Genomic DNA, 18,605 nt, shown 5'->3' with positions numbered 1-18,605 from the left:
CATCGCATAAGGACAATTCAATGCTCAAGTTTCTGCTCGCCCTTTCGGTCAGCACCCTGTTCGTCTCGCCGGTTCAGGCGACCGACCTTTATCCCGCCACCAAGGCCTGCGTGCCCGGCAAGCCGCATTGCGAGCGGTGGACCGATGAGTTCAAGAGATCGCTGGCGCTGGCGCAGAAGGGCGATCACGTCGCCCAGCAGACCGTGGCCTTCTGCCTGTACTCCGGCTGCCACGGCGCCGTCGCCATCGACAGGGTCGCCTCCTGCAGCTGGTACCTCGTCATCGTCAATTCGGGCGCTGCGACGGTGCTCGACCGCTCCAATCTCAGAAATACCTGCCGGCCGATGACGCCGGCGCAGAAGGATGAAGCCCGCGCCTTGTCCGGCGAGCTCATCCGCAAGCTCTACAATCGCGCACCTGCTGAAAGCGATCAGATGTAACCTCGCCTGCCGGCCACGTCCGGTTGACGATAAATCTGATTGCCCTCCCGGCTTTCGCCGCTATTCTGCCGGCAACGACAATCGGGAGGACCACTGATGATCCTGCACTGCGTGTTCCTGCGGCTGAAGACCGCGATGACGATCGACGACAAGCAGGCGCTGTTTGCCGCGATCGTCGCGCTGAAACAGGTCATTCCCGGCATCGTGGATATTAAATACGGGCCGAATGTTTCGCCCGAGGGGCTGCATGGCGGCTTCGTCGACGGCTTTGCCGTCACCTTCGAAAGCCCTGAAGCCCGGGACGCCTATCTCGTCCATCCCGAACATGTGGTCGTCGGCGAGCGCATCGTCTCCTCGACCGACGGAGGCCTCGCCGGCATTCTGGTCTTCGATCTCAATATGTAAGAGCGCATCTGGGACGGCTTGGCCATGAATCAGGAAATCCGGCTTTTTGGCGCGATCGCTGTCCGACCCGCCGTCCTTGCTCTCATCCCCCGGTTCGAGATGGTCACAGGTTTTACTGTTGCCGCCAGGTGGGAGGTCAATCCCACGGTCAAGAAGCAGATCGAAGCCGGCGAGCCTTTCGACCTCGTCATCATCAACCCTGATATGGTTGAGGCGCTGACCGCCTCGGGAAAAGTCAAGGCGGGAAGCCAGGTGGCGTTCGGCAGAATCGGGATGGGGCTGGCGGCCAGGGCCGGCAGCCGACCACTCGACATCGGATCGACAGAAGCGGTCAAACGAGCATTGAAGAACGCGAAATCGATCGCCTATGCCAGTGACGGAACCAGCGGCGGCTATTTTTCCAGTCTGCTGGATCGGCTGGGAATAGCAGATGAGGTAAAGCCCCGGCTGGTGGCTGCGCCAGGAGGACAGACAGCATCGGCCGTCGCCCGTGGGGAAGCCGAGTTGGCCGTCGTCCCCGTGACGTCAATTCTCGCTGCTGCCCCCGAGGTCATGCTTGTCGGCCGGTTTCCGGCAGAACTCCAAAGTTACATCGACTTTGACGTGGGCATCGGCGCCGATTCAAGCGACGCGGAAGCTGCGGGGCAGCTCTCGGAATTTCTGGTGTCGGCAGCCGTGGATGACGTCCTGGCGGCCAAAGGCGTCGAGCGACGCCGCGAAGCGATTTGACATGGGAGCATGACGCCGAAGCGAATCCCGGCATCATGCTTTTCACCATCCGACCGCCCCTCAGCTCGATTTCGCCATGGCGGCGGCAAGCTGGTCGACATTGTAGCGGAACATCTTCTCGTAGGTCGGCGCCGGTCCCTTGGCGTCGGAGAGCGATTCGACATAGAGCTCGCCGCCCGGTGCCGCACCCGTTGCCTTGGCGACCTGCTTGACCAGCCGCGGATCGTTGGAATTTTCGAAGAAATAGGCTTTCACATGCTCGCTCTTGATCTGTTCGATCAGCTTGGCGACGTCGGCGGCCGAGGCCTCGCTCTCGGTGGAGAGACCGAGCGGCGCGAGGAAGCTCACCTTGTATTCGCGGCCGAAATAGCCGAAGGCGTCGTGGCTGGTCAGCACCTTGCGGCGATCCTCGGTGATCGTATCGAATTTCGAATGGGCATAGGCGTTCAGCTCATCGAGCTTCTGGGTATATTTCTCGGCATTGGCCTTGAAGGCGGCGGCGTCGGCGGGATCGGCTGATGACAGCGCCTTTTCGATATTGGCGACCCAGACCTTGACGTTCACAGGGCTGTTCCAGACATGCGGATCGGTGATGGTCTTGCCGTCCTCCTCCATGGTGCGGGTGTTGATGCCCTCGGAAACCGTCACCGGCTTGCCCTTGTAGCCCGAGGCGGTGATCAGCCGATCCATCCAGCCTTCCAGCCCTTCGCCGCTGACGAAGGTGACTTCGGCCGCCTTCAAGTTCTTCGCATCGGCCGGCGACGGCTCGAATTCATGGGGATCGCCATTCGGTCCGACGAGGCTCGTGACATGAACATGGTCGCCGCCGACCTGTTTCACGACATCGGCAAGCACGGTGAAGGACGCCACAACCTTCAGCGTTGCGGCCGAAGCGGGTGCGGCCGAGAACACTATCAGTGCGGGAAGTGCGGCGGCGGAGAGAAGCAGTCTGCGCGATATCATCGAAGTCTCCTTGAAATCAGCCCTTCAGATGCGGGCGGGGAAAGAAGCGCCGGGCGATGCCGGAGGGCGCGAAAAGGATCGAGAAGGCGTAAAACAGCGCCGCCGTCATGATGATCGTCGGGCCGGAGGCGAGCTCGAGATGGTAGGAAGCGATCAGGCCGAGATAGCCGGAGGCGGCCGCACTGGCGGTCGCAATCAGCATCATCACGGCCAAACTGCGCCACCAGAGCTGGGCGATTGCCGCCGGCAGCATCATCAGGCCGACCGCCATCAGCGTGCCGAGCGCCTGGAAGCTGGCGACGAGGTTCAACACCACGAGCAGCAGGAAGAGGACGTGATAGACCGGCCCGCGCCCGCCGACGGCTCTCAAGAAACCGGGGTCGAAACATTCGGCCACCAGCGGCCGGTAGATGGCGGCAAGAATGACGAGCGTCAGCGAGGTGATCGCACCGATCTGATAAAGGGCGGGCGCATCGATCGCCAGGATGGTGCCGAAGAGCACGTGCAGCAGATCGATGTTCGAGCCGCGCAGCGAGACGATCAGCACGCCGAGCGCCAGCGAAGCGAGATAGAAGCTGGCAAAGCTTGCATCCTCGCGCAGCACGGTCATGCGGCTGACGGCGCCGGACAGCAGCGCCACCGACAAGCCGGCGACAAGGCCGCCGAGGCCCATCGCTGTCAAGGAGAGCGAGCCGGCGACGAGATAACCGATCGCCGCCCCCGGCAGCACGGCGTGGCTCATGGCGTCGCCCATCAGGCTCATGCGCCGCAGCATCAGGAAGACACCGATGGGCCCGGAGCCGAGCCCGAGGCAGAGGCAGGCGACAAGGGCGCGGCGCATAAACCCGAAATCGGCGAAGGGCGCCAGGAAGAGATCGTAAGCCGTCATGCCGCCGGCGCCTCTTGCGGGCCGCAGGCCTCGGCATCCTCATCCCAGCGCTCGGCCATGGCGCGCGCCTTCAGTAGATTGGCGGACGACATGACATCGCTGGTCGGCCCCCATCCCACAAGCTCGCGGGCGAGCAGCAGCGTCTGAGGGAAATGCGTCCGGACGAGCTCGAAATCATGCAGCACGGCAATGACGGTGCGGCCCTCGCCGTGCCAGCGGGCGACGATATCGAGCAGATCCCTGGTCGTGCGGGCGTCGATTGCCGTGAACGGCTCGTCGAGCAGGATGACGCCGGCATCCTGCAAGAGCAGGCGGGCAAAGAGCACGCGCTGGAACTGGCCGGCCGAGAGCGATCCGACATGGCGTCTGCCGAAGCCTTCGAGACCGACGGCGGCAAGCGCCTCGCCCGCCCTTTTCACATCGGCCGGCGCGACACGCCCGAAGGCTCCCCTGCTCTTCCAGGCGCCGAGCATGACGGTGTCGATGACCGAGATCGGGAAACGCCGATCGATCTCGGCCGCCTGCGGGAGATAGCCGAATTCCGCCCGCCCCAGCCGGTGCTCGACCCTGCCCTCGGCGGGACGCAGCTCGCCCATGATCGCCTTCAGCAGCGTCGACTTGCCCGCCCCGTTCGGCCCGGCGATCGCCGTCAGGCTGCCTGGCGCAAAGGCGCCGGAGAGATGATGGACGGCGGGGTGTCTGTCATAGGCGACCGTGAGATCTTCAAGCCGGATCAATCGCGTCATGGCAGCAGAACCGCCCAGTGAATGGCCAGCCAGAGCGCTGCAATGACCAGCGAGATGCCGATCACCCTTGAGAAGGCCGATTGCCCCAGCAGGCTGACGGGGGGGCGATCGGGGTTCGGGGGCATGGCTCATCCTGACAATGTAATAACGTTACTGTTATGTTATAACGATTGCGGCGGGATTGAGGCGGAGCCTCTTGACGGGTTTGATATTGCGGGACGGCAAGGTGCGGCCATTTGACAGCCGGACGCTTCAGAGCCGAATTTGGTTCATGATGCTGCGGCCGTGCCGCACGCGTGCATTCTGCCATACCGTGCTGTCTTGCTCCGTAAGCCACCCCACCCTCCGTCCTCCTCGGGCTTGACCCGAGGATCCACTCTGCCCTCGATCGGACTGGGCGTGGATCCCAGGCTCGGAGGCCTGGGATGACGGAGACTGGGGGTGCGTTTCTGGCAAACTCGCCGTCGGGCGTGCGCTCCACTTAGGATGCCGGTCGGGGTCAGCCTGAGCGCGATGCATCCTCAAGGGAGCGAACGAGGCACATCCGGCGGGCCTGCGTCAACTCTCGAGCGCATCCAGATGGACATTGGAGAGTTGGAGCCAGGGTGGATTGTCGGCATACATTTCGCGGATAAGCAGCTTTATCGATTCGATCCGACCGCCGGCTTCGTCACGGCGATAGCTCATGATGATGGGTGAGGTCGCTCTCTCGTCGGCAATCATGCGATAGCAGACATCGTCCGGCCGCTGGCGCTGCGAGGCCGCGGGGATGATGCAGAGGCCGGCGCCCGCAGCGACCATGCCCAGCGCCGTCTGGATTTCGCGAACCTCCTCGACATGTCCGGGATTGACGTTGATCTCGCCAAGCAGGTTCAGCGTCTCGTCCGCAAAGCTTGGCCGGGGCGTCGAGGGATAGATGATCAGGGATTCCCCCTCCAACTCGGAAAGCGCGATAGGCTCCTTGGCGATGGATTTGGCATGGTTCTTCGGAAAGGCGACGACAAGCCGCTCCTCTCGGAGCGTCAGCCGTTCGACTTCCCTGTCGTTGAAACGCACCCTGCCGAAACCCAGATCGATGCGTCGTTCCTTGAGCGCAGTCACCTGTTCCGTCGACATCATTTCCCGGATCTCGATATCGAGGTCGGGCCAGCGCTGCCGCATGCGCCTGACGAGGTCCGGCATGCCTCCATAGAGGGTGGAGCCGACGCAGCCGATGACGAACCGTTCGCGCTGATCCTTTCCTATTCTCCGGGTCTGATCACGGATATGCTCGAGCCGAGCGATGATCTGCGAGGTCTGGTCGAAGAAGAACCGTCCCGCCTCCGTCAAGCTCAGCGGCCGCCTGGACCTGTCGATCAGGCTTACGCCGAGCTCCTCCTCCAGCTGTTGGATCTGCCGGCTGAGCGGCGGCTGGGCGATGTGGAGAATTTCCGCGGCGCGCGAGAAATTGCGCTCGGTGGCGACCGCCACGAAATAGCGGAGTTGGCGCAGCTCCATTCCTATTATACCTCCCAGGTATAGAGTTCGACCTATATAGTCTTGGACCTTACCCTAAACGAGGGCTAGCCTTCCTGCAAATTAAGGGAGGAAGTGCAGTGCGCGCGGAAATTCGGATCGTTTCCATCGAGGCTACTATACTCGATCTGCCGACCATCCGGCCGCACACGCTCTCAATGGTCACCATGAGCCGCCAGAGCATGACGATCGTGCGTGTTCGCTGCTCCGATGGGATCGATGGCCTCGGTGAAGGCACGACCATCGGCGGTCTCGCCTACGGGCCGGAGAGCCCGGAAGGCATGAAGCTCACCATCGACGAATATATCGCGCCGCTGCTTCTCGGCCGCGACCCGACGCGCGTACAGGCGACGATGGATCTCGTTCGGAAGGCGGTAAAGGGCAATCACTTTGCCAAATGCGCCGTTGAATCCGCGTTGCTGGATTGCCAGGCCCGCCGCCTCGGCGTGTCGATGTCGGAGCTGCTCGGCGGCCGGCGTCGCGAGAAACTGCCGGTTGCCTGGACGCTCGCGTCCGGCGATACCGCAAAGGATATCGAAGAGGCGCAGGCGCTGCTCGACCGGCGCCGCCACAAGGACTTCAAGCTGAAGATCGGCGTCAAGTCGATCAAGGAGGATATCCGCCACGTGGCGGCCATCCGCAAGGCGCTGCCGGACATGGCCTCGGTTCGTGTGGACGTGAACATGGCCTGGCGGGAACGCGAGGCGCGCAATGCGATTGCGGCACTCACCGATGCGGGCTGCGTCTTGGTGGAGCAGCCGGTGTGCGGTGTGGCGCCGCTTGCCCGGCTGACGCGCGGGTCGCCGATCGCCATGATGGCCGATGAAGTGCTCGTCGGTCCCGAAAGCGCACTCGAAGCGGTGACGGCGCACGCAGCCGACGTGTTCTCGATCAAGATCGAGCAGGCAGGCGGCTTGTTCGCCGCCGCCAAGGTCGTCGCCATCGCCGAGACGGCCGGCATCGGCATCTATGGCGGCACCATGCTCGAAGGGCCGATCGGCACGATCGCTGCTGCGCAGTTGATGGCCGGCGTGAAGGATCTGCAATGGGGCACGGAGTTTTTCGGCCCGCTGCTGCTGACCGAAGAGATCCTCGCCACGCCTTTGGATTACAGCGATTTCGAACTGACCATTCCCAACGGACCGGGACTGGGGATCGAACTGGACGAGGATCGCATGGCGTTCTTTGTTCGGGGCAGAGTGCGCAAGACGATCAGCATTGCCGGATAAGGGAGGCGATGATGCTTTTCCATGTAAGGATGGATGTGAAGATTCCCCATGATCTACCCTCGGCGGAGGCGGCGGAGATCATCGCTCGGGAAAAGACCTATTCGCATGAGCTGCAGCGCAGCCGCAAATGGCGACATATCTGGCGCATTGCCGGTGAATACGCGAACTACAGCATCTTCGACGTGACGGACAATACGGAGCTGCACGAGATCCTGTCGGGGCTGCCGTTGTTCAAGTTCATGGACATCGAAGTGACGCCGCTGCTGCGGCATCCCTCGGCGATCCGCGAGGACGACACCTAGCGCCATGTTCGGCGCGGGACGGAAGCCGCATCGACTTTCTGAGCAATCCAAGAGGAGGAAAAAATGAGCGTGAAGATTTTCGGCAGGCCCGACATTCAGGACTTTCTGAGTGTCCTCAGCGGCCTCGACAAGGACGGCGGCAATCCGCGCGTCAAACTGATCGTCCATCGGATCATGTCCGACCTGTTCAAGGCGATCGACGATCTCGATATCACCCCCGACGAATATTGGAGCGGCATTGCCTGGCTCAATGAGATCGGCGCCGCCGGCCAGGCCGGCCTGATCTCGCCCGGTCTCGGTCTCGATCATTTCCTAGACGAACGCCTCGATGCGATCGATGAGGCGCTGGGCATCGAAAATCCGACGCCGCGCACGATCGAGGGTCCGCTCTATGTGGCCGGCGCACCGGTCTGTCACGGCTTTGCCCGTCTCGATGACGGCACCGACGCCAATGGTCACACACTGATCATGCACGGCACCGTCTATGGTTCTGACGGCAAGCCGCAGCCGGGTGCGACTGTCGAAGTCTGGCATTGCGACACCCGCGGTTTCTATTCGCATTTCGACCCGACCGGCAAGCAGGCGCCGTTCAACATGCGCCGCACGATCGTGACTGACGAACAGGGCTGTTACAAATTCCAGAGCATCGTGCCGCACGGCTATGGCGTGCCGCCGGGCAGCCCGACGGAACAGCTGCTTTCCGCCCTCGGGCGCCACGGCCAGCGGCCGGCGCATATCCATCTCTTCATCAGCGCCGACGGCCATCGCAAGCTGACGACCCAGATCAACATCGAAGGCGATCCGCTGGTCAACGACGATTTTGCCTATGCGACGCGAGACGGCCTGGTTCCGGCCCTGATCGAGCGCAGCGACGAGGCCAGCATCAAGGCCAATGGTTTGAGCGGCCCATTCGCCGAGATCACGTTCGACATCCATCTGACCGCACTGGTGGACGGCATCGACAACCAGATCAACGAACAGCGCAAACGCGCCGCCGCGTAAACGGCAAGGAGGGCGGCTGAATAGCCGCCAGCCCGCATATCATCGTCATCATCGACACTGTTGCAAAGGTTGCGCCGGTTATTGCGCACTTTGCGGGAGAAAAACCATGTCTGCGATCATCGACAAAGCAAGAGACCTCGATCATCTGCTTGCCACTGCCGTGCAGGACGACAAGGAGGCCGGCCTGTTCCGTTGCCGCCGGGACATCTTCACCGACGAAGACCTCTTCGAGCTGGAGATAAAACATATCTTCGAAGGCAATTGGGTTTATCTGGCCCATGAGAGTCAGATTCCGGAACACAACGATTATTACACGACCTATATCGGCCGTCAGCCGGTCGTCATCACTCGCGACAAAAACGGCGAGCTGCACGCGGTCATCAACGCCTGCGCCCACCGCGGCGCGATGCTGTGCCGCCGCAAGCACGGCAACAAGGGCAGCTTCACCTGCCCCTTCCACGGCTGGACCTTTTCCAACACCGGCAAGCTGCTCAAGGTCAAGGACGAGAAGACCACCCAGTATCCGCCTCAGTTCGCGCAGAACGGTTCGCACGACCTGAAGCGCGTTCCCCGGTTCGAGAATTATCGGGGCTTTCTGTTCGGCAGCCTGAATGATGAGGTCGCGACGCTCGCGGACTATCTCGGCGAGACGAAGGTCATCATCGACCAGATCGTCGACCAGGCGCCGGACGGGCTTGAAGTGCTGCGGGGCAATTCGTCCTACATCTACGACGGAAACTGGAAGCTGCAGATGGAAAACGGCTGCGACGGCTATCACGTCAGTTCCGTGCACTGGAACTACGCCGCAACAATGGGGCGGCGCAAGGAAGAGGGCACGAAGGCGGTCGACGCCAACAGCTGGAGCAAATCGATTGCCGGCGTCTATGGTTTCGAGAACGGCCACATCCTGTTGTGGACCAACACGATGAACCCCGAAGTGCGTCCTATCTACGACCAGAAAGACGAGATCGCAGCCCGCGTCGGCGCCGAGAAGGCAAACTTCATCGTCAACCAGACCCGCAACCTCTGCCTCTACCCGAATGTGTTCCTGATGGACCAGTTCAGCACGCAGATCCGCGTGACCCGCCCGATCAGCGTCGACAAGACCGAAATCAATATCTTCTGCTTCGCGCCGAAGGGCGAAAGCGAGGCCGATCGCCGGCTCCGCATCCGCCAATACGAGGATTTCTTCAACGTGTCCGGCATGGGCACGGCCGACGACCTGGAAGAATTCCGCGCCTGCCAGTCCGGATATGCAGGCACAGCAGCGCTCTGGAACGACCTGTCGCGGGGTGCGCCGCTCTGGATCGATGGTCCTGACGAAAACGCGAAGCAGATGGGCATCGCACCGCTGCTGTCGGGCGAGCGCAGCGAGGACGAGGGCCTGTTCGTTCGCCAGCACGAATACTGGGCCAGGGTGATGCGCCAGGCACTGTCCGCCGAAAAGAACGGAGTTGTCCCATGAGCATTTCCCATGACGCCATCTGCGCGTTCCTTTATCGGGAAGCGCGTCTCCTGGACGATCGCGAGTGGGACGAATGGCTGACCTGCTATGCACCCGACGTGACCTACTGGATGCCGGCCTGGGATGACGACGATCGGATTACCGAAGACCCTCAGTCGCAGATTTCGCTGATCTACTACCCGAACCGCGACGGCCTGGAAGACCGCGTGTTTCGGATCAAGACCGAGCGGTCTGGCGCGTCGACCCCCGAGCCTCGAACCAGCCACAACGTGACCAATGTCGAGGTACTGGCGGATCGGAGCGGGGAAGTGGACGTGCGCTACAACTTCCACACGCTGAACCACCGCTACAAGGTCACCGACCAGTTCTTCGGCACAATGTTCGTCACTCTGCGCAAGCACGGTGACAACCTTCTGATCGCAAAGAAGAAAATCGTGCTGAAGAACGACTACATCCGCCAGGTCATCGACGTCTACCACATCTGAAGGCCGGCGCGCGCAGCCGAGACCTTGAGGAGGAGTCATGTGCTACAAGATCGCATTGAATTTTGAAGACGGCGTAACCCGTTTCATCGGGTGCAAGAGCGGCGAGAAGGTTCTCGACGCGGCCTATCGCGCCAAGATCAACCTGCCGATGGACTGTTCCGACGGCGTCTGCGGCACCTGCAAGTGTCGCGCCGAAAGCGGCTCCTACGATCTCGGCGATGATTTTATCGATGACGCGCTTACCGCCGACGAGGCAGAGGCCGGGCTGGTGCTGACCTGCCAGATGAGGCCCTCATCCGACTGCGTCATAGCGGTGCCGACGACATCAACCGCCTGCAAGACCGGGCAACAGAAATTCACCGCCACGGTGGCGGCTGTCGTGCCGCACAAGGATGCGGCGATCGTATTGGAACTGGATGTGGACGCAGAGGCCGCTCCCTCCTTCCTGCCCGGCCAGTATGTCAATATCGACGTGCCGGGCAGCGGCCGGAGCCGTTCCTATTCGTTCAGCACAGCGCCGGGCGAGCAACGCATCGGCTTCCTGATCAAGAAAATCCCGGGTGGATTGATGAGCAGCTGGCTTGCCAAGGCCCAGCCCGGTGACAGGCTCAATCTGACCGGGCCCCTGGGCAGCTTTTATCTGCGCATTGTCGAGCGGCCGCTTCTGTTTTTGGCCGGAGGCACCGGTCTTGCGCCGTTCCTCTCGATGCTCGAGGTTCTTGCCCGCGCAGGATCGGAGCAGGAAATCCATTTGATCTACGGCGTGACGCGCGATCTCGATCTGGTTCTCGTCGACGAGATCGAGGCCTATGCCGCGCGCCTGCCCAACTTCAGCTTCACCACGGTGGTGGCCGAGGAGGCCTCGAGCCATCCGCGTAAGGGATGGGTTACGCAACATATGCCGGCCAAGCTGCTTCATGACGGCGATATCGACGTCTATCTCTGCGGTCCCCCGCCGATGGTCGATGCGGTGCGCAAACATTTCGACGCCAACGGCGTGAAGCCCAACAGCTTCCAATACGAAAAATTCACGCCCAATGCGGCGGCGAAGGAGGCAGCATGAGCGCGCCGCGCGTTACCGGTCGGTTTGACGGCAAGGTGCTGGTCGTTACCGGCGCCGCGCAGGGCATCGGCCGTGCCGTGGCCGTCCGTGCCGCGAAGGAGGGCGGCAAGGTGCTGTTCGTCGACCGCGCCGATTTCGTGGCGGAGATCGCAGCCGAAGCCGGCGCCGCCGAAACTGCCGCCTTCAATGCCGATCTGGAGACCTATGACGGCGCGGTTTCCGCGATGCGCTTCGCCGAGCAACGCTTCGGCGGCATCGATATCCTGATCAACAATGTCGGCGGCGCCATCCGCATGCGCCCCTTCGCGGAATTCGAAGCGCAGCAGATCGACGCGGAGATCCGCCGCTCGCTGATGCCGACGCTCTATTGCTGCCATGCCGTCCTGCCGCATCTCTTCGCACGGGGCGGCGGCACCATCGTCAACATATCCTCGAATGCAACGCGCGGCATCCATCGCGTGCCTTATTCGGCGGCCAAAGGCGGCGTGAACGCCATCACCCAGTCGCTTGCCATGGAACTGGCTGAGCGCAACATCCGCGTCGTCGCCACCGCACCGGGCGGCACGGAAGCGCCTGCGCGTCGGATTCCGCGCAATGGCGCGGGCGATACGGATGCGGAGAAGGCCTGGATGGCCGAAGTCGTCTGCCAGGTGAAGCAATCCAGTCTCATGAAGCGGTACGCGACCATCGAGGAACAGGTGGCGCCGATCCCGTTCCTCGCCTCGGACGAAGCGTCCTACATCACCGGCAGCGTACTGCCCGTGGCCGGGGGCGATACCGGCTGACATCTCAATACTGACTGCGTTAAAACTCAGGGAGGAGCCATGATGCGCACGATCGATGTGAATGAAGCGATAGACAACAATCCATTCGGAAGATTTCAGTGGTCGGTGGTGGCGCTCTGCGCGCTGCTGCTGATCGTCGACGGTTATGACGTCTTCGTGGCCGGCACCGTGCTGCCGACGCTGATTGCGGAATGGGGCCTGACCAAACCGCAGGCCGGTGCGCTGCAGGCCTGGGCGCTGTTCGGGATGATGTTCGGAGCCCTCGCTTTCGGCTCCCTGGCCGACAGGATCGGACGCAAGAAGGGCATTGCGATCAGCTTCGTGCTTTTCACCCTTTCCACCCTTCTGACCGGTTTTGCCAGTTCGCCCGACCAGTTCAAAATCTTTCGCTTCGTCGCCGGTCTCGGCTGCGGCGGACTGATGCCCAATGCGGTAGCGCTGATGAACGAATATGCCCCTAAGCGGCTCCGCAGCACCATCGTGGCGCTGATGTTCTCCGGTTATTCCGTCGGCGGCATTGTTGCCGCAGGGCTAGGCATCGGCATGATCCCGCAATATGGCTGGCAGCCGATGTTCTTCGTCGCCGCCCTGCCGTTGCTGATGCTGCCGCTGGTGCTCTGGAAGCTGCCCGAATCCCTTGGCTTTCTGATCCGCCAGGGCCAGCAGGAGAAAGCCAGACGGATCTATGCGAAGATCGATCCGTCGGCGCGCCTCGGCAAAGACGACATGCTGGTCTTCACCGAAACCAAGGGCGCGTCCGCATCGGTCGCCGAACTGTTCCGCCACCAGCGCACGTTGCGCACGCTCATGCTCTGGGTGGCCTTCTTCTGCTGCCTGCTGCTTGTCTATCTGCTGTCGTCCTGGCTGCCGAAAGTGCTGCAGGAAGCCGGCTATGCCGAAAGAGCGAGCCTTGTCAGCCTCTTCTCACTCAACTTCGGCGGCATGGTCGGCGCCATCGCCGGCGGTTGGCTGGGCGACCGTTTCGGCCTTCCGAAGGTCGTCGTCGGCTTCTTCGTGGCGGCGGCCCTGTCGATCGCGCTGATTGGTTTCAATCTGCCTGCCGGGCTGCTGTTCCTGGCGATCTTCATCGCCGGCGCCACCACCATCGGCACGCAGATCCTGCTTTATGCGAGCGTCGCGCAGCTCTATAACCTCTCCGTCCGTTCGACGGGGCTGGGCTGGGCGTCCGGCGTGGGCCGTATCGGCGCCATCGTCGGCCCGACCCTCGGCGGCGTGCTTCTGGCACAACAGCTGCCGCTGCAGCAGAACTTCCTGATCTTCGCGATCCCCGCGGCGGTCTCGGCGCTCGCCATGCTGATCTTCGCGATCAGCAACGCCCGCCGCGCCGGCGCCGTCGTGCTGGCTGCCGCATAAGAGTGCGGAACGCATGCTTCCGCCGACGGCCATCCCGATGTGGCCGCCGGCGCCTTCGCGTCGCAACTGCGCCGACGCCTGGATAGGAGGTTCGGCCGGATCGTCGGGAAATTACCTCCAGACACTTCTAAAAACCGAAAGTCGTCAAGCCATGCCCTATCTCGATCTCGCCAGCCACCGCCTGCACTATCGCATCGACGGTGACAGGAGTGCGGCCGGCAAGCCGTGGCTCATGTTCTGCAATTCGCTTGGAACCGATCTGCACATGTGGGATGCACAGGCAGCCGCATTGTCACAGCACCACCGCGTGCTGCGTTATGACCGCCGCGGCCACGGTCGCTCGTCGGCGCCGCCACCGCCTTATGCGCTGTCAGACTTCGGCAAGGATGTCCTTTCGCTGCTCGATGCGCTGGAGATAGAGCGGACGCATTTCTGCGGCCTGTCCATCGGCGGCCTGACCGGGCAATGGCTGGGCATTCATGCCGGACAACGTCTGGGCAAGATCGTTGTGTGTGCGACCTCCGCCAGGATCGGCACCGCCGAAAGCTGGGTCGCGCGTATGGAGGCCGTGCAGGAAAACGGCCTTGGCGGGCTTACCGCGGCCACGGCAGAACGCTGGTTCACGCCGGCGTTCAACGCTGGCCAACCTGGCATCGTGCGAGACATTCTCTATCGTTTCACCGCGACAACGGTCCAGGGCTATATCGGCGGTTGCGCGGCTCTGGCAACCACGGATTTGCGGGAAGAAATCACGCGGATCACCAACCCCCTGCTTGCCGTCTCCGGAAAAGAAGATCCGGTATGTCCGCCGTCCGATTTGGAGAGCATCGCCGTTCGTGTGCGGCAGGGTCGTCATCTGTCATTGCCGGGGCGGCATATCGTCAATGTCGAGTCGGCATCGGCGTTCAATGCTGCGCTGAGCGAGTTTCTCGACGATTGACAACTCGGAAAGGCGGCCGACCGGCCGCCCCTTTTACTGTCAGCAATGAAAACTCAAAGCAGTTCCAGCATCGCGGCAGCACCCGAGACGATGGCCTGGCCGGGGCTTTCCTCGACGTTGAGGGCCTTCACGACGCCATCTTCCACCAGCATCGAATAGCGCTTGGAGCGAAGGCCGAGGCCGCCGGCGGAGAGATCGGCTTCGAGGCCGACGGCCTTGGTGAAGCCGGCGTCCCAATCGGCGAGGAAGTGGATCTTGCCGAGGCCGCCGGAGGATTGCGCCCAGGCGCCCATGACATGCCAGTCATTGACGGCGAGGACGGCAATGTCGTCGACGCCCTTGCCGAGGATGGTGTCGCGGTTTTCGAGATAACCCGGCAGATGGTTCAGCGAGCAGGTGGGCGTAAAGGCGCCCGGCACGGCAAAGAGCACGACGCGCTTACCGGCAAAGAGCTGATCGGTGGTGATTTCGACCGGGCCGTCGGCAGTCTTTTCCTTGAAGGTGGCGGCAGGAAGCTTGTCGCCGATCGCGATGGTCATGGGTTTTCTCCTTTGTTCTGGTTTGCGGCGGATGCCGGCTTGGCGGGCGCCGCGAGAAGATCGCAGGCGACTATAGGTGCCGCTCAGTCGAAGGCAAGCGTGGTTTCCATCGCCTTGCCGCCATCGATGACCAGCACGCTCCAGCGCTTGCCCGATAGATCATAATCCTTCGGCAGCTTGCCGATTGCAATGTCGGTCTTGAAGGTGGCGCCGTCGCGTTTGCCGCCGATCTGCTTGGTGTAGGCATAGCCGCTCGGGCCGGTGACGATGATATCGGGGACGCCGCCGCTTCCCCCGCCCGGCAGCCTGAGCGTCAGCGACAACGTCTTCCTGTCCGGCGAGACCGCATGCGCCGTGACCTTGAAATCGGCCGAAGGCGGCTTCGGCAGCGCCGCATCGGCGGCCGCAAGGATCGCCTCCTCCTGCGGATGCGACTGGATGGCGGGACCGAGCGTCACCGCCAGATTTGCCTGGAAGGGAATGCAGATATCCCTGCAGATGCCGATGAAAACAGTCGCGTCGATCGCGACCGGACCTTTGCCGGCCGCCATCAGCGACAGCGGCAGTGTCACCGGCGCGTCATAGGCGATATCCTCGATGGCGCCTTTGAAGAAATGCTTCGGAACCGGATAGGCGATGGTTTCAAGCGTGACGCCGTTTGCCGGTGCGATGGTGACTTGAGGCGGAATGCCGCTGTTGCCGGGCTCGCGCCAATAGGTGATCCAGCCGGGTTTCGGTTCGATCTGCAGGCCGGCGCGGATTTTGCCGCCGGCATCGGGCGCCAGCGCCACGAGGCGCATGCGGCCGCCTTCGGCCTCGGCCCAGGCGCTCATCTCCGCCCGGGCGGAACAACAGGGGGCGAAGGTCGCGGCCAGTGAAATGGCCGCCATGAAAAGCTGGCGGGGTGCCAAACAAATAATCATCATGGAACAAAGGTTTACAGAAAGTGTCGTTTGGTCGCCAGAAGCGGACGGCCACATAATCTTCATTTTCAGTTGATTGATTGGTGACATTGGCCCATCTTTCTCTTGTCGGGGCCTTTTTGCGGTCTGGCGGCAGGAGGAACGATGTCCTTATCGACGCTGAAGAACAGACGGGAACGTGGCTTCTTCGATGGCCAGTTCCTCATCGCCATGCCCGGCATGGAGGACCGCAATTTTGCGCGCACCGTGATTTACATCTGCGCGCATTCGGATGCAGGCGCCATGGGCTTCGTCATCAACCGGCCGCAGAGCCTCACCTTCACCGACGTGCTGCTGCATCTCGACATGATCAAGCAGGAAGAGCCGATCGTGCTGCCGCAGCGCGCCCGTGACTTCCCGATCCAGACAGGCGGCCCGGTGGAAAGCGGCCGCGGCTTCGTGCTGCATTCGGACGATTATTCCAGCGACTCCTCGATCCCGGTCAGCGACGACATCTGCCTGACGGCGACGCTCGACATCGTGCGCGCCATCTCCAAGGGCGTCGGGCCGAAGCGCGCGACGATGCTGCTCGGCTATTCCTCCTGGGGGGCCGGCCAGCTCGAAAACGAGGTCGCCAACAATGGCTGGCTCACTTGCCCGGCCAATGAGGAGTTGATCTTCGACCGCAGCCTCGAGGACAAATACGAGCGGGCGCTCGCCGGCATGGGCGTGACCGCCGCCATGCTTTCGGCCGAGGCCGGCCACGCCTGACGCCTGTGGCGCCGTGGCTGGCGGTCGCTGGAACGAATAGCTGCAAGTGACGTTTCCTTCCCGCGCGGACGAGAGGTCCGACGCCAACAAGGAGATATTACATGGGTAGCACCAGCGACAAGATCTCAGGCAAGGCCAACGAAATCGCCGGCAAGACGAAGCAGGCGGTCGGCAAGGCTGCCGATGATCGCGACATGCAGGCCAAAGGCGCCGTCCAGGAAGCCAAGGGCAAGGGGCAGGTCGCAACCGGCAAGGTCAAGGGCAAGCTCAAGGGCGCCGTCGACCGGCTCTGACCAGAAAGCGCATCCTTGATGAACCATGCCTGCTGCGCCCTTCGCGCGGCGGGCATTTTTAATCCGCCGCTGCTTTGCTGAGATTAAGACTATGAAGCTTTTCGCCTGCGACAATTGCGATCAGGTGGTCCATTTCGACAACCGCCACTGCGTGCGCTGCAACCATCGTCTCGGGTTTCTGCCCGGCGATCTCGCCATGCATGCGCTGGAGCCGGGCGACGAGACGGTCTGGCAGCTTGTTGCCGATCCCGAGCGGCAGGTGCGCTTCTGCGCCAATGCCGGCCTCGACATCTGCAACTGGCTGGTGGAGGGCGACAGCGACTTCTGCTCCGCCTGCCGCCATAACCGGCTGGTGCCGAACACCGATACCGAGGACGGCATTGGCCGCTGGCGGCGGATCGGCCAGGCGCAGCGCCACCTCTTCTATTCGCTCCTGCGCTGGAAACTGCCGCACCCCGACCGCCTCGAGGATCCGCAAGGCGGTCTGGTCTTCGATTTCCTCGAGGATTCGCTGCAGAATGACGGCCATGTCGTGCCAGCCATGACCGGCCACGAGGAAGGCCTGATCACCATCCGCGCCGCGGAAGCCGACGATGCGACGCGCGAACAGGCGCGCAGCTCGATGAAGGAGCCCTATCGCACGCTGCTTGGCCATTTCCGCCACGAGGCGGGCCACTTCATCTGGAACAAGCTGGTGCGCGACCGCGACGGCCTTGCTGATTTCCGCGCCGTCTTCGGCGACGAACGGCAGGATTATGCGGCCGCACTGCAAAGACACTATGCCGGCGGCCCGCCTCTGGGATGGCAGGACAATTTCATCAGCGCCTATGCGGCATCCCACCCCTGGGAAGATTTCGCCGAGTGCTTCGCCCACTACCTCCATATTGTCGACACGCTGGAGACGGCGCGCGCCTTCGGCATCGCCATCGATCCGCGCGGCCACGAGGAAATATCAGGCGAGGTCGATTTCATCCCTTACAGGGCAAAAAGCGCCGAGCAGCTGGTCAGCGCCTGGGTACCGCTCAGCCTGGCGATCAACGCCATCCAACGCAGCATGGGCCAGCCCGACGCCTATCCCTTCGTGCTCTCCTCGCCTGTTGTGGCCAAGCTCGAATATCTGCACCGGCTGATCCAGGGGGCCGCCGTCGTGGCGCGGCAATAGGTGGGGTAAATGCTGCACGAACTTCGCTGGCCGCACGGCACACCATTCATTGCCCTTCGCTCGCGCTCAGTGCCTCGCTCCTGTCGTCGCTCACCCCCTCATCTGCCTGCCGGCATCTTCTCCCCGCTGGGCGAAGGGGAATCGTGGCATCGCCGTGTCCTGCTTCAACCGCGCGACGGGTGCGACCCTGTCTGCTCAACCGAGTACTTAATCATCATCAGCGCTGCCGCCTTGCTAAGTAACAGATCGCGCTCGTCCGCCAAATCCTGTTCGAAACGCTGACAGAGCTTTTCATAGACATCGAAAAGTGCTCTTGCCTCGTCCTGCCGACGATACACGTTCTCCATACGATCTATCGTTGAGCTCAATTCGATGGTCGTGGGAATAGATGACACATCCACCTCCTGAACAGAACAACCCTCATCCGCCTGCCGGCCCCACTGGGGTCGAGCCACGGGTCTCGACCCGTCCTTCGGACCCCCGCGGGCGCGGAGAAGGGGATATGCCGCGACCTCTCCGTCCCTCGCCAAGGTCTCGTATGGCACGTCCCCTCGCCCCGTTTTTACGGGGAGAGGGTTAGGGTGAGGGGCAGCCTTCAGGCACAGG

General features: G+C 62.5%; 23 protein-coding genes. 15 read left to right on the top strand and 8 right to left on the bottom strand.

Annotation, left to right across the window (positions count from 1 at the left end):
* Window positions 1-20 precede the first annotated feature (20 nt).
* The 3 genes from EFR00_RS17215 to EFR00_RS17205 all read left to right on the top strand — a co-directional run bounded on the left by EFR00_RS17215 (window position 21) and on the right by EFR00_RS17205 (window position 1,574).
* Window positions 21-440, top strand: a complete 420-nt coding sequence (locus tag EFR00_RS17215; protein WP_039618293.1) for a hypothetical protein — start codon at window positions 21-23, stop codon at window positions 438-440.
* A 96-nt stretch (window positions 441-536) separates the two neighbouring features.
* On the top strand, window positions 537-845 hold the full coding sequence (locus EFR00_RS17210) for a Dabb family protein (protein ID WP_038687345.1): 309 nt from the start codon (window positions 537-539) through the stop codon (window positions 843-845).
* A gap of 24 nt (window positions 846-869) precedes the next feature.
* Window positions 870-1,574 (top strand): molybdate ABC transporter substrate-binding protein, encoded by a 705-nt coding sequence (locus tag EFR00_RS17205; protein WP_077990931.1) that lies wholly within the window; start codon window positions 870-872, stop codon window positions 1,572-1,574.
* Window positions 1,575-1,634: 60 nt separating this feature from the next.
* On the opposite strand, the gene EFR00_RS17200 is transcribed toward EFR00_RS17205, so the two are convergent.
* The 5 genes from EFR00_RS17200 to EFR00_RS17185 form a co-directional block, all read right to left on the bottom strand.
* Window positions 1,635-2,537 carry a metal ABC transporter solute-binding protein, Zn/Mn family gene (locus EFR00_RS17200; RefSeq protein ID WP_077990933.1) on the bottom strand — a complete coding sequence of 301 codons (903 nt, stop codon included), beginning with the start codon at window positions 2,535-2,537 and terminating at the stop codon, window positions 1,635-1,637.
* Between the two features lie 16 nt (window positions 2,538-2,553).
* The gene (locus EFR00_RS17195; RefSeq protein WP_077990935.1) at window positions 2,554-3,426 is read right to left on the bottom strand and encodes a metal ABC transporter permease; all 873 of its coding nucleotides are present in this window, start codon (window positions 3,424-3,426) and stop codon (window positions 2,554-2,556) included.
* Window positions 3,423-4,172, bottom strand: coding sequence for a metal ABC transporter ATP-binding protein (locus EFR00_RS17190; protein WP_077990936.1), 750 nt, complete (start codon window positions 4,170-4,172; stop codon window positions 3,423-3,425). The genes EFR00_RS17195 and EFR00_RS17190 overlap by 4 nt, the downstream gene beginning before the upstream one ends.
* The gene (locus EFR00_RS33915; RefSeq protein ID WP_280950813.1) at window positions 4,169-4,297 is read right to left on the bottom strand and encodes a hypothetical protein; all 129 of its coding nucleotides are present in this window, start codon (window positions 4,295-4,297) and stop codon (window positions 4,169-4,171) included. Before EFR00_RS33915 ends, EFR00_RS17190 begins: the two co-directional genes overlap by 4 nt.
* 433 nt (window positions 4,298-4,730) lie before the next feature.
* A complete protein-coding gene (locus EFR00_RS17185; RefSeq protein ID WP_009997087.1) occupies window positions 4,731-5,669 on the bottom strand; it encodes a LysR family transcriptional regulator in 939 nt (312 codons plus the stop codon).
* A gap of 98 nt (window positions 5,670-5,767) precedes the next feature.
* Between EFR00_RS17185 and EFR00_RS17180 the strand changes: the two genes are divergently transcribed.
* The 9 genes from EFR00_RS17180 (at window position 5,768) to pcaD (ending at window position 14,332) form a co-directional block, all read left to right on the top strand.
* The gene (locus tag EFR00_RS17180; protein WP_077990937.1) at window positions 5,768-6,916 is read left to right on the top strand and encodes a muconate/chloromuconate family cycloisomerase; all 1,149 of its coding nucleotides are present in this window, start codon (window positions 5,768-5,770) and stop codon (window positions 6,914-6,916) included.
* 11 nt (window positions 6,917-6,927) lie between these two features.
* Window positions 6,928-7,218 carry a muconolactone Delta-isomerase gene (catC, locus tag EFR00_RS17175; RefSeq protein ID WP_009997083.1) on the top strand — a complete coding sequence of 97 codons (291 nt, stop codon included), beginning with the start codon at window positions 6,928-6,930 and terminating at the stop codon, window positions 7,216-7,218.
* A 63-nt stretch (window positions 7,219-7,281) separates the two neighbouring features.
* On the top strand, window positions 7,282-8,220 hold the full coding sequence (gene catA, locus EFR00_RS17170) for a catechol 1,2-dioxygenase (RefSeq protein WP_077990939.1): 939 nt from the start codon (window positions 7,282-7,284) through the stop codon (window positions 8,218-8,220).
* Between the two features lie 106 nt (window positions 8,221-8,326).
* Window positions 8,327-9,685, top strand: coding sequence for a Rieske 2Fe-2S domain-containing protein (locus tag EFR00_RS17165; protein ID WP_009997080.1), 1,359 nt, complete (start codon window positions 8,327-8,329; stop codon window positions 9,683-9,685).
* Complete coding sequence (gene benB / locus EFR00_RS17160; protein ID WP_009997079.1) at window positions 9,682-10,170, top strand: benzoate 1,2-dioxygenase small subunit; 489 nt, start codon at window positions 9,682-9,684, stop codon at window positions 10,168-10,170. Before EFR00_RS17165 ends, benB begins: the two co-directional genes overlap by 4 nt.
* A 37-nt stretch (window positions 10,171-10,207) precedes the next feature.
* Window positions 10,208-11,233, top strand: coding sequence for a benzoate 1,2-dioxygenase electron transfer component BenC (benC, locus tag EFR00_RS17155; protein WP_077990941.1), 1,026 nt, complete (start codon window positions 10,208-10,210; stop codon window positions 11,231-11,233).
* Window positions 11,230-12,018, top strand: a complete 789-nt coding sequence (gene benD, locus EFR00_RS17150) for a benzoate diol dehydrogenase BenD (protein WP_077990944.1) — start codon at window positions 11,230-11,232, stop codon at window positions 12,016-12,018. Before benC ends, benD begins: the two co-directional genes overlap by 4 nt.
* Window positions 12,019-12,057: 39 nt before the next feature.
* Complete coding sequence (locus EFR00_RS17145) at window positions 12,058-13,392, top strand: MFS transporter (RefSeq protein WP_077990946.1); 1,335 nt, start codon at window positions 12,058-12,060, stop codon at window positions 13,390-13,392.
* A gap of 151 nt (window positions 13,393-13,543) precedes the next feature.
* A complete protein-coding gene (gene pcaD, locus EFR00_RS17140; RefSeq protein WP_077991117.1) occupies window positions 13,544-14,332 on the top strand; it encodes a 3-oxoadipate enol-lactonase in 789 nt (262 codons plus the stop codon).
* 53 nt (window positions 14,333-14,385) lie between these two features.
* Here pcaD and EFR00_RS17135 read toward each other — a convergent pair whose 3' ends face one another.
* Together EFR00_RS17135 and EFR00_RS17130 are read right to left on the bottom strand one after the other, a co-directional pair.
* Complete coding sequence (locus tag EFR00_RS17135; RefSeq protein ID WP_009986679.1) at window positions 14,386-14,871, bottom strand: peroxiredoxin; 486 nt, start codon at window positions 14,869-14,871, stop codon at window positions 14,386-14,388.
* Window positions 14,872-14,954: 83 nt separating this feature from the next.
* Window positions 14,955-15,797 carry a protein-disulfide reductase DsbD domain-containing protein gene (locus EFR00_RS17130; RefSeq protein ID WP_183739279.1) on the bottom strand — a complete coding sequence of 281 codons (843 nt, stop codon included), beginning with the start codon at window positions 15,795-15,797 and terminating at the stop codon, window positions 14,955-14,957.
* 141 nt (window positions 15,798-15,938) lie between these two features.
* Between EFR00_RS17130 and EFR00_RS17125 the strand changes: the two genes are divergently transcribed.
* The 3 genes from EFR00_RS17125 (at window position 15,939) to EFR00_RS17115 (ending at window position 17,999) form a co-directional block, all read left to right on the top strand.
* A complete protein-coding gene (locus EFR00_RS17125) occupies window positions 15,939-16,544 on the top strand; it encodes a YqgE/AlgH family protein (RefSeq protein WP_038687330.1) in 606 nt (201 codons plus the stop codon).
* A gap of 101 nt (window positions 16,545-16,645) precedes the next feature.
* Window positions 16,646-16,837 carry a CsbD family protein gene (locus EFR00_RS17120; protein ID WP_009992169.1) on the top strand — a complete coding sequence of 64 codons (192 nt, stop codon included), beginning with the start codon at window positions 16,646-16,648 and terminating at the stop codon, window positions 16,835-16,837.
* A 91-nt stretch (window positions 16,838-16,928) separates the two neighbouring features.
* Window positions 16,929-17,999 carry a zinc-binding metallopeptidase family protein gene (locus tag EFR00_RS17115; protein WP_009992170.1) on the top strand — a complete coding sequence of 357 codons (1,071 nt, stop codon included), beginning with the start codon at window positions 16,929-16,931 and terminating at the stop codon, window positions 17,997-17,999.
* 164 nt (window positions 18,000-18,163) lie between these two features.
* On the opposite strand, the gene EFR00_RS17110 is transcribed toward EFR00_RS17115, so the two are convergent.
* On the bottom strand, window positions 18,164-18,394 hold the full coding sequence (locus EFR00_RS17110) for a hypothetical protein (RefSeq protein ID WP_125461962.1): 231 nt from the start codon (window positions 18,392-18,394) through the stop codon (window positions 18,164-18,166).
* Window positions 18,395-18,605: the final 211 nt, after the last annotated feature.

The sequence above is a fragment of the Rhizobium sophoriradicis genome, assembly GCF_003939025.1.
GTDB lineage: Bacteria > Pseudomonadota > Alphaproteobacteria > Rhizobiales > Rhizobiaceae > Rhizobium > Rhizobium sophoriradicis.
This window is presented reverse-complemented; position numbering and strand designations above follow the sequence as displayed.